This window comes from Cyanobacteriota bacterium (assembly GCA_025054735.1).
GTDB lineage: Bacteria > Cyanobacteriota > Cyanobacteriia > SKYG9 > SKYG9 > SKYG9.
Window position 1 is genome coordinate 1 of record JANWZG010000096.1, and the last position, 10813, is coordinate 10813.

6 protein-coding genes are annotated in these 10813 nt (G+C 49.1%); 3 read left to right on the top strand and 3 right to left on the bottom strand.

Going from position 1 to position 10813, the window contains the following annotated elements:
* Nucleotides 1-1134 (bottom strand): Rne/Rng family ribonuclease (locus NZ772_06570; GenBank protein MCS6813219.1); only part of this gene is annotated, 1134 nt, incomplete at its 3' end.
* A gap of 642 nt (nucleotides 1135-1776) precedes the next feature.
* Nucleotides 1777-4425 carry a TIGR03960 family B12-binding radical SAM protein gene (locus NZ772_06575; GenBank protein ID MCS6813220.1) on the bottom strand — a complete coding sequence of 883 codons (2649 nt, stop codon included), beginning with the start codon at nucleotides 4423-4425 and terminating at the stop codon, nucleotides 1777-1779.
* A gap of 184 nt (nucleotides 4426-4609) precedes the next feature.
* Between NZ772_06575 and NZ772_06580 the strand changes: the two genes are divergently transcribed.
* Nucleotides 4610-6655, top strand: coding sequence for an adenylate/guanylate cyclase domain-containing protein (locus NZ772_06580; GenBank protein ID MCS6813221.1), 2046 nt, complete (start codon nucleotides 4610-4612; stop codon nucleotides 6653-6655).
* A gap of 17 nt (nucleotides 6656-6672) precedes the next feature.
* Nucleotides 6673-7668 (top strand): pentapeptide repeat-containing protein, encoded by a 996-nt coding sequence (locus tag NZ772_06585; GenBank protein ID MCS6813222.1) that lies wholly within the window; start codon nucleotides 6673-6675, stop codon nucleotides 7666-7668.
* A gap of 42 nt (nucleotides 7669-7710) precedes the next feature.
* Here the strand turns inward: NZ772_06585 and NZ772_06590 are convergent, their stop codons facing one another.
* Nucleotides 7711-10026, bottom strand: a complete 2316-nt coding sequence (locus NZ772_06590; protein ID MCS6813223.1) for a BamA/TamA family outer membrane protein — start codon at nucleotides 10024-10026, stop codon at nucleotides 7711-7713.
* Nucleotides 10027-10356: 330 nt separating this feature from the next.
* Here NZ772_06590 and rsmI point away from each other — a divergent pair.
* Nucleotides 10357-10813, top strand: a 457-nt coding sequence (gene rsmI, locus NZ772_06595; protein MCS6813224.1) for a 16S rRNA (cytidine(1402)-2'-O)-methyltransferase, incomplete at its 3' end; no start/stop codon positions are given.

Genomic DNA, 10813 nt, shown 5'->3' on the forward strand with positions numbered 1-10813 from the left:
GGCAATTTGAGGACGGGCCTTATCTGCTCGCAGTGCCTTCGTGAAGTGCTCAAGGACTTGCAACTTGTCACGGTGCGAGTCCATATCGATGAAATCAACGATAATCACTCCAGCAATGTTCCGGAGCCGCAATTGGCGGGCAATTTCTGTAGCAGCTTCAAAGTTTGTCCATAGCACCGTTTCTCGTGCTGTGTCCGAGCGCGTAAAGGAACCAGAGTTAACATCAATAACTGTCAGTGCTTCCGTGCGTTCAATAATGATGTAGCCACCAGATGGCAGGTCAACCCTGGGCTTCAAGGCTTCACGAATGGCAGCGTTGACGCGAAAGTATTCCAAAATTGGAGTTGCGGTCTCACGGTGCACCGACTCTTGAGGAGGGTGTTGCTCAACCAAGACATTGTGAGTTGGTTTGCCACCACTCCAGACAGCGATGTTTTGCTTTACACGCTTCATGCCCGTGTGGGAATCCACCACAATTCGATTCACATCACTACTGTAAAAATCACGCAAGACTCGCTGAATAAAGTCATCGTCTCGATTTAGCAAGGCTGGGGCACGAGTTGTACTAGCCTCATGCAGGATAGCTTCCCACTGTTTTTGCAACGACTCTAAATCTTCAATAATGGCTTCTTCAGTAACACTCTCTGCCTCAGTGCGCACTAGCAACCCCATGCCAGGCGGTTTAATCAAAATTGCAAGGGCACGCAGGTGATTGCGCTCGTTTTCATTGGCAATGCGACGAGAGAGACAAACCCCCTTACCAAAGGGCATCAAGACCAAATACCGTCCTGGCAGGGTAATATTACCAGTTAAGCGTGGCCCTTTTGTTCCGGTTGGCTCTTTCATCACTTGCACTAGTACCTTTTGCTGGGGTACGAGCAGTTCGGTGATAGAGGCTGCCGATCGCTTCAGTTTCAAGGGGCCTAAATCAGTCACGTGGATAAAGCCGTTGCGCTCCGAGTCGCCAATATTGACAAAGGCAGCATCAATCCCTGGAAGCACATTCTCAACAATTCCTAAGAAAATATCGCCAACCTGATGACTACCAGTGGCAACTACCAATTCTTGGATTTGATCTTCAGAAAAAACAGCCGCTATTCGGTGTTGTTCTGCGATGATAATTTGCTTTGACATTCAGTTTCCTCAACATTGACTAGCAGTGGAGGCAGCATAGATAGCCATATCCTCTCACTGTCAGGATTTCAGTAGGTTAGCGCCTCAACAAAAGGAAGAACCCAGGATGTGGATACAGCCTGCTCACCAGCAAAGCACATTCTCCACAGCGAGAGATAAACTCTCAGTGGCCTTGCTCTTGTCAGTTGCAACCATGTACTTGCGAATCTATGGGTAAACCGATTCATAGGAATAATAATCATGGGGCTAAAATACCGGATGGCACTAGCCGAGTAAAAATCTTGTGACAGACAGATCATGAATCAAGCTTGAATAATCAAGACGAAGGCTAGGATCTCTGGAAAGATTTCTGAACCTAAGCTAGAGCTTGAATGCCTGCAACAAGCATTAGCAGAGGCAATACAATATTGGTGGATGTCAGTAATGCTTAACTATGGACTGTTCAACAGTCTGACCTAAGCTTACCCCTTGAGCCTATTCAGAAACAACAGGCCTGAATTAAAACGGCTCCCAGAGCAGAATCTAGACATGTCTACCTGAGTTAGGAAAACCTCTGGTTTCCTTGTTCTAACTTAGAATCGGATCGTAACACAAGATAGCGACTTCGCCATCCGCAGATGTTGATGTGGTTTACCGTACCACTCACCATAGGTGCAGCCGATGAATGTGCAAGAGCTGTAGTGACATCCCTGATGTTTTTTCCAGCATCATCACCACGTGATGGGGTTTGAGGTGAGCACCGTCGTTGCGACAAGCCCCTATGTAACGAAGCGTAATGATGGGCTGGTCTGAAGTTGCTAGCTGGGTTAGGTGTCTAGCGGCTGCGATTGGTGAATCTGGAACCAATTCCAACTGTTGCAGCCACTCACGGAGATTGACTCTCTTGGTATTGCCTGACTTTGTAGTCTGCTCATACCAATAGTCTGGTTCTGCTAGAGTTGTTGCAATCCAGCCTTGCCAAGTTTGGGGGGACGGTGGCTCAGGAGTTTGCTGGGAGTCAGTCTGAAGATAGAGATAATATTCTGCCCAATTAATACTACAGGCAGCGGCAGCAGCTTGCATGTCCACTAGTTCAACGCTATAGATAGGAATATTCGCTGGAAGCTGTTGTGTCAACTTTTCTTGACATAGTGAGCTGTCAATAGGTTCCGTGAATTCCATGTCAACAATCTCGCCTGTGCTGGTGGCTCCCAAGGGCAGAGCAACGGCAATCGCAATCCGAGGCATAGGGTGAAAACCATTGGTGAAGGCGATCGGCAACTCTGCGCGTCGAACGGCTCGTTCAAACAGGCGCAACAAGTCCAGGTGACCTACTAGCGCCATATCGCCCGTCTTACCAAAATGAAACCGCAACCGTTGGCAAGCTGGTTTGACCTCAAACTGTCCCAAAAACTTAGGGATTGGTAGAGGTGGCACTACCACATTGTGACCAAAGTCAGGGGTGCAAACTCCACAGTGAGAGCAACCCTCGAAGGAACAATCTGGAATGGTTGCTGCTGCGAGAGCACGTTGCAGATCTGCTTTCAACCAAGCTTTATCAATACCTGTGTCCAAATGATCCCAAGGTAGGGGAGCATCTAAAATAGACTGAGAGGCAGATAGCTGGATAGACGGGTCAAAAAGATTCCACTCTCCTTGTTCTACTTGACGATATTTCCAGGTGAGATTATTTTCCACAATTGCCTGATTCCAAGCAGCGTAGGCGCGATCGATACTTTCCCACCAAGCGTCCATGCCAGCGCCCAGTTCCCAAGCGCGGTGAATCACAGCAGCTAGACGGCGATCGCCCCGCCCTACAAAGTCCTCCATAGCTGAGATGCGGACATCGGTGAAATTAACCTTTAAGCCTCGAATAGTACGGAACTCTTGGCGCAACAGGTCTTGTTTGCGACGAAATTCAGCCGTGGAGACTGAGTGCCACTGAAACGGAGTGTGCGGCTTTGGCGTAAAGTTAGAAATAGTCAGATTAAATTCTAGTCGCTTGCTGCGGCCTCGACATTCCCGTTGTAGCCAGCGAATGGTGTCAGCAATACCGAGCACGTCTTCGTCGGTCTCTCCCGGAAGGCCAATCATAAAGTAGAGCTTAACTTTATCCCACCCCTGGTCATAGGCAGTTTTGATCCCGCGCAGCAATTCTTCATTGGTTAACCCTTTGTTGATAATGTCTCGAAGACGCTGGGTGCCTGCTTCCGGAGCAAAGGTAAGACTAGCTTGGCGCACACCACCGAGAATGTTGGCAATATGCTCATCGAAACGATCGACCCGCTGACTAGGTAAACTTAGGGAAATGTTACGGTCTCGCAGGCGATTTTTGATCTCCATGCCTACGGCGGGCAGCGCTAGGTAATCTGAGCAACTTAAGGACAGGAGGGAAAATTCACTATATCCTGTCTGTTTCATGCCCTGTTCGATGGCAGTAATCACCTGCTCAGGCTCGACATCCCGTGCTGGGCGAGTTAGCATTCCAGGTTGACAAAAGCGACAACCACGGGTGCAACCCCGGCGAATTTCCACCGTAAGACGATCGTGGACTGTTTCTACCATAGGCACTAAGCCAATGCCATAGGTGGGCATAGGAGTTGCCACCCGACGCAAAATCCGACGAGGAACATCAGAACGATTAGGATGAACAGACCCATCAGCCGCTACATCATAAAAGCGAGGCACATATACCCCTGGCACTTGGGCTAAATCTAGCAACAAGTCTTCACGGCTCAAACCAGCACATTTGCCTTCTTCTAGAATCAGGCCAATTTCAGGCAGTAATTCTTCGCCATCTCCCAAGGCGACAAAATCTAGGAATTCTGCATAGGGTTCAGGGTTAGAGGTTGCTGTTTGTCCACCAGCAAAAATGAGGGGATAACCGCACCCCAAGGGAGCATTACCACGGTCTCGCCACCACAGAGGCACACCGATTAAGTCCAGCATCTCTAGAATGTTAGTTGCCCCCAGTTCGTAAGCAAGACTAAAGCCAAGTATGTCAAACTCTCGCAGAGACCGACGAGACTCTACAGCAAAGAGTGGTGTTTGGGTTGCTCGTAGTTTTGCGGCTAGATCAGGAGCTGGCAGGTAGGCCCGATCGCAGAGTTGTCGAGGCTGAGCGTTGAGAATGTTGTAAAGAATGATATGACCCAGATTAGAGGCACCCACCTCATATAAATCAGGATAGGTGAGTGCCCAATGGACTACTGCACTATCCCAAGGTTTATGCACAGCTCCTAATTCATTGCCTAGATACCGTGCTGGGCGCATGACCTCCGGAGTCAACAATGTTTCAATAGGCACACTCACAAGTTCCTATTACTCCTAACAATTCAATACAGCCTACTAGATCGACAGTAACCGATGCCAAGATGAAGATAACTCAAGATCCATCAGAAGATCAGGTAACCTAAATCCATAGCCTGACATCAGGGTGTCTACGATCGCAACACCTAATAAATTGTAACTCTACTCACTTGCTGCAATTACCGTTATGGGGCAATCAGTCATACCTGACAAGCTGAAAAAGCAGCGCACACTAGCCGCCATTGTTTTCACTGATGGGGTCAACTTTAGCGCTCGGATGTCAGTCAACGAAGAACATACCTTAGAGCTAATACGTAGAGATTTGGCATTAATGCGGGAACTATGTGAACAGCAGTTTGAAGGGCATGTTCTTAAGTCAACAGGTGATGGCTTGTTAATGTACTTCAGTAGTGCAGTGCAAGCCGTCAGTTGTGCACTAGACATTCAAAAGCAACTGGCTGATAGGGCAGTACTACTGCCACCTAGTGGCATTCTTACTCACCGAATTGGCATCCACCTAGGAGATGTCTTCATCACTGAGAATGACGTTATGGGTAACGGTGTTAATATTGCAGCACGGTTGCAAGCGGAAGCAGAACCAGGGACAGTCTGCATTTCACAAACGGTCTACGATGTGGTAAGAGCATCGCTAGCGCTGAATGCAACCTATCTGGGGCCGCTAACTTTGAAAAATATTCAAGAGGCCATTCCCGCCTACCAGCTCTGTCCATTTCTGGAAGATGAGCTTGGTAGGGAAACCGTTAGCTATCAAGATGATGTTTCGACTAGTCCACTATCAATGCAACCGCAACTTCCTACCCCCCTTGCTTCTACCCAAGACCTCTACCATGAAGTTGTACGTAGTATTCGCAATGATCCAAATCTAGTAAGGATTAAAAAGTTGCTCCTCTGTGTATGCCGCAACCACTGGGAAACTGATCCAGCTCAGTTAGAACAAGTTGACCTGTGGGGTTTGGTGCAGGAAATGTACCAGTTGTATCCTACCTTGGATGAGCTGACCTTTGGTTTGGAGCGAGTTGTTAGCAGTCTGAGTAAGCCAGAGCAATATCGTCAAGTTGCTAATGCTGTTGCTCGCCATGTCAAGCTGTTGTATCCAGATGAGCCTGAGCCACCAACAGATTTTTACAGCACGATCGCGCAGACCTTGGCAAATCACAAAGATGCCATTCGCGTTAAAAAGTTACTCTATTGTGTTTGGACAGATCAGTGGGAAAGTGACCCATCTGTGTTAGACAGGTTGGACTTACGTCATTTACTGCGGGAAGTTCATGCCGTTGCGCCGACGCTAAACCATCTGACGCAAAGCTTGAGCAATATTGTCAGGACTCTGAGCAAGCCTGATGCCTATGCCTTAGTAGCTAATACGATCGCAGCCCAATTTAGCAAATTGTATCTTAGTACTCCCCAAACTGCGCCAAGTACTGAAGAGACCATCTCGCTGACCATGGTTAGTCGCAGTCCCATTGACCTGATTCCGCGAATGAACAGTGCTGGCGATCGTTCATCGCCCTCTACTCTAGCCTCATCTGAAGCCACCTATGTAGTAGCATCTGCAACCGATGTGTTTTCCGCTGTAACGGAACCAGCCACTGTTCAGGGGCAAGCTCCAATGCCTACGGAACAGCCCTCAGTCTCTGCCAATCGGGCTAATGAGTTAGCGACATTGACAATCGATGACTACCTAGCCAGCATCGATATCCAAGCTATTAAACAAACTGTCATTAGTTACGCCATTCCCATGCGGGCTAAAATCCTGGCCTATTCGGTGCTGTATCAAAAATTTAACTTTAATGCTCATGACTGGAGCTTGATTCGGCAATATCGTCTTAGTGACTTGCTGCTGAGCCTAGTGCGAAAGTTTGATACTCTGAGCGACATGGAAACACGCTTAGAAATTTTGGCTCATTGCCTGGAGGAACCTGATGAATACTTGCAGGTTGCGGGAGTGATTTCTCAAGCGATGGAGCATATTTATCAGACTCGTCCCCAGAACCTACGAATGTCAGAGGTGCAGGTTGTGTTACCTATGCTACTAGAATCCTCAACAGAACAGGTTACTACTTCAGATGCCAATACAACTGCCGAAGGTCTCGCTACTGTAGAGTTATCTGCACTGCCTGATGCATTGATGTCTTCTAGTGCGCCCACGATCGCTCACCCGCCCGATATGCCTCTGACTAGCTCCGAAGACGACTTAACCCGCCAACTCTAGTTAATCTCTCGTTACTCATGAATGTAGATGACCTCTTGCATCGGTATGAAACTGGGGCGCTTGATTTTAGCAATACAAACCTAAGTCGTAAAAATCTATACGGGTTGGATTTGATTGGGGTTGATCTACAAGGTGCAGACTTACATGGGGCTACCCTAGCACTTACCTATCTCAATCGAGCCAACTTTCGGCGGGCAAACCTAGCACAAATTCGCCTTATGGGTGCTAATCTTAACCAGGCAATCTTGATGGAAACAAACCTGCGTGATGCTGACTTACATGGTGCTAGTTTGCAAGAAGCAATGCTGTGCGCTGCCAACCTTGCATTTGCTAGTTTGATTGATGCCAATTTAACCAATGCTGACCTACGAGGTGCTGACTTAAGTGCTGCTAACCTGAGTGGAGCCTGTTTACGGGGTGCTAATCTGCGCGAAGAGAGCCGACTGTATCCCCCTGTTAGTCTTAGGGGAGCAAATCTAGAGGGTACTGACCTACGGGGTGCTAATTTAACCAGTGCTGATTTAAGCAAAGCCAACCTTAGGGGAGCCGATTTACGTGAGGCTACACTCCGCTACGCTGTCTTGACTGATGCCAACTTGGAAGGTGCAACGTTAGATAACGCTACCCTTATGGATGCTAACTTGACCCATGCCCGCCTGAACCAAGCTCGATTGCGAATGACTAACTTAGCGCGAGCGACCTTAGCAGAAGCCTCATTGGTTGAGGCTAATTTAGCCTATAGCACGCTAGCAGATGTGAAGGCGAGTAAGGCCAACTTTCAGCGCGCAAGCTTAGAGCAAGCACGACTGAACCGAGCTGATCTGAGCCGGGCAAACTTGAGCTATGCAAACTTAGCTGAAGCAGTCCTGACTGAAGCCTATTTAGCGCGAGCCAACCTCAGCAACGCTGACCTACAGGAGGCCAATCTAGCCAAGGCTGAAATCAGCGGTGCTAACTTACTGCAAGCCAAACTCAAAGGTGCAACTATGCCCGATGGGCGCGCTGGTCGCTAACACTGCGCACTATTAGCTGCTAGTGGTTTGTACAGAGTTAGGCTAGAACCGTTCACCAATGCCGAAGTGAATTCGACTGTTGCCTAGGTCATTGATGCCGTAGTCAATCCGCAGGGGACCAAGTGGAGTTTGCACCCGCAGGCCCAAACCATAACCAAAACCACTACCTGGCTTTTGACGGATTCCTGCTGGGTTGCCTAAAACACTAGATGCTGTGCCCAAGTCACTGGCGACATCGACAAACAACGCTCCGCCTACGATCGAAATCAGAGGGAACCGATATTCAGCCGTAGCCTGTACAAAACTGCGACCACTGCCTAGGCCACCTTCTTCATACCCCCGGACAGAGTTGACACCACCCAAGGCAAAGGCTTCATAGGGAGGCAAATCTCCTAAAACCGTTCCTGCCTGGACGTTGAAGGCTAGGGCTTGAGGCTCATTGGGATTAAAGTTTAGAAACTGTACAGGGACGTAGAAACTATAGCTACCACGTACTCGGTTGTAAAAGATGTTGCCACTTCCTAGGGGGACGGTTTGCTCCATCCCCAGCCTAAGTAGAGAACCACTAGTAGGACGCAATGGGTCGTTGCGCTGATCACGAGCAAACCCAAGCTGGAAGGAGTACAAATCATCTACGCCTGAGCGGCTAAAGGTCAGTGGGTTCCCAAACTGGTCATTACCGACAATGTTGCGGTTAAAGTCACGAGTTGATACCAACTGATATTGGAAGCCAACGGAACCAGTCCAGCCACCGCCAAGGGGACGAGAAAAACTAAAACCAGCACCTAGACGATCGATCCGGGGAACATCGCCATTGGGCAAGCGTACTTCTTGGCGACCCCCATCAAACACTAGCGAAATCGATCGTCGATTAAACACGTTAACCGAGTAAGACGTGCGCAAGGGATCACCACCAATCCAGGGGTCTGTAAAGCTAATATCAAACAACTGTTCCCGCTCACCAAGCTGGAACTCAGCGCCAAATTTTTGGTTATTGCCACCAAAGTTTTGCTCTTGATAGCTAATTGTGCCAAAGATGCCGCTAGCCGAGCTAATACCAGCACCCGCCGCTACTGAGCCAGTGCTACGCTCAACCACATTGGCAATCACAATCAGTTTGCGAGGGTCACTACCAGGGCTAAAGGATAGGCGAACATCGTCAAAAATGCCTAACCTGAATACGCGCTCGAGGTCGGCTTCTGCCTGCGATCGTTGAAACACGCTACCAGGCTTGAGTGAAAACTCACGGGTAATAATGAACTCACGAGTTCGACCACGAATCGGTTGCCCATTATCATCCGTAGGGCTGCCATCCTTGGTCAAAAATTGAACCTTAATGTCCTCAATGACCCCTTCAGCTACAGCTAGGGTAACGGTTCCATCTTCAGCGACTTGGGGGGCTTCAACCACTTGGGCCAGCACATACCCATTGTCCTGATACCACTTATTCAACTCTTGCACACTATTCTGGAATGTCCGGAGGTTGAGGATTTTGCCATACTGGGGTGAAAAAATCTTATCAATCACCTCATCAGGAAGAACAGGCTTGCCATCCACGATCGCCCGATCCGGAATGACAACCCTAGTCAACACAGGGTTAGGCGTAACCACAAATGTAATCCGCACACCCAGGGGAGTATCTTCTGGAGTGACCCCCACCCGCGAAAAGAACCCTGTCGCAAAGACAGCATTCACATCCTGTTGCAGCTCACTTTGAGTGGTGGTGCGCCCTGGACGAATTCTGACAGCATTGTAGACAGCAGTTTGCAATTCCATGTCGTCGGTGCCGCTGACCAAGATTTCAGCTACCAGCACCCGTGGCTCCACTGTAGTGGATGGGGCACTAGGAACGGGCAAGGTGGGGGGAGGAGCTGGGTTGACAGGTTCAGCAGGCGGCTGTTCAGGCACAGGAGGTTGGGCATCTAAGGTTGGTGGCGGCGGCCCCTGGTTAAAGTCAATGCGATTGGGAGTTTCTTGGGTAGGAACATTCTCTACACCCGGTTGAGGTCTCACTGGTGGTGTGATTACAGGTGCTTCAGAACCTTGGGGGCTAGTTGGAGTCTGGGCAGTAGAAAATGCAGGCTGTACAGTAAGGCTAGGTTGGGCCACGACTGGTATGACACCAGAAACAAGTAGGTTACTCACAGTAGCAGCTTTGCCCGTCAATCCAGTTGATAGCACCATAGACTCACTGGTCAGTGGTGCAGGTGAAGGCAAAGCACTACCAGCAGGCTGAGAAGGTTGGCCCTTGGTATCCTCCACTGGATAGTAGAGGGCCTGAGCGTTAACTACGTTCCCAAACGCTAACACTGGCAAAATGCCCACTAATGGCAAAAATAGGCTTGATGAAAATCGCATTGATCCCATTGTGATTATCGTCCTAACACATCCACACACCGTCAACCGGAATCATACTATTAAGTTGTGGCTAGCAACCACTACTCTTAGCTGGCAATTGCAGCATAGTCTATCCATGAGCAATTTGCCCGTGGGTAGTTATCGTTGCAGCCAGTTTAGTATGCCTATTTCTTGGGCTTATGGCAATTATGTTCTAAGCAATAGGAAAGGGTTGCCTAGCCGCTAAGCAGCCACAACTGCTGAAAACCACAACTGCAATATGATTCTCGATAGAATTGATGATTCTGACTTGGAGATAATGGCATTAGTTCCGTAGGGGCAAACTTTGTCATGGGCACACTGTATGTTGTGGCAACGCCGATCGGCAATCTGGATGATATGACCTTTCGAGCGGTGCAGACATTGCGAGCTGTCACCCTAATTGCAGCAGAAGATACTCGTCATACTGCTAAGTTGCTACACCATTTCCACATCACAACACCCCAACTGAGCTACCACGAGCATAACTGCCATACCCGCCTGCCAGAGTTGCTAGCACGGCTGCGCCAGGGAGAGACTATCGCCCTCGTGAGTGATGCAGGTATGCCAGGAATTTCTGATCCGGGTACTGAACTGGTGCAAGCCTGTGTAGCTGAGGGCATTCCTGTGGTGCCCATTCCAGGATGTAGTGCAGTGGTGACCGCATTGAGTGCCTCAGGGTTAGCGACTGACCGCTTCGTCTTCGAGGGATTTTTGCCACCTAAACGGCAGGCAAGGCAGGCCTACCTTCAGCAGTTGCAAACCGAAT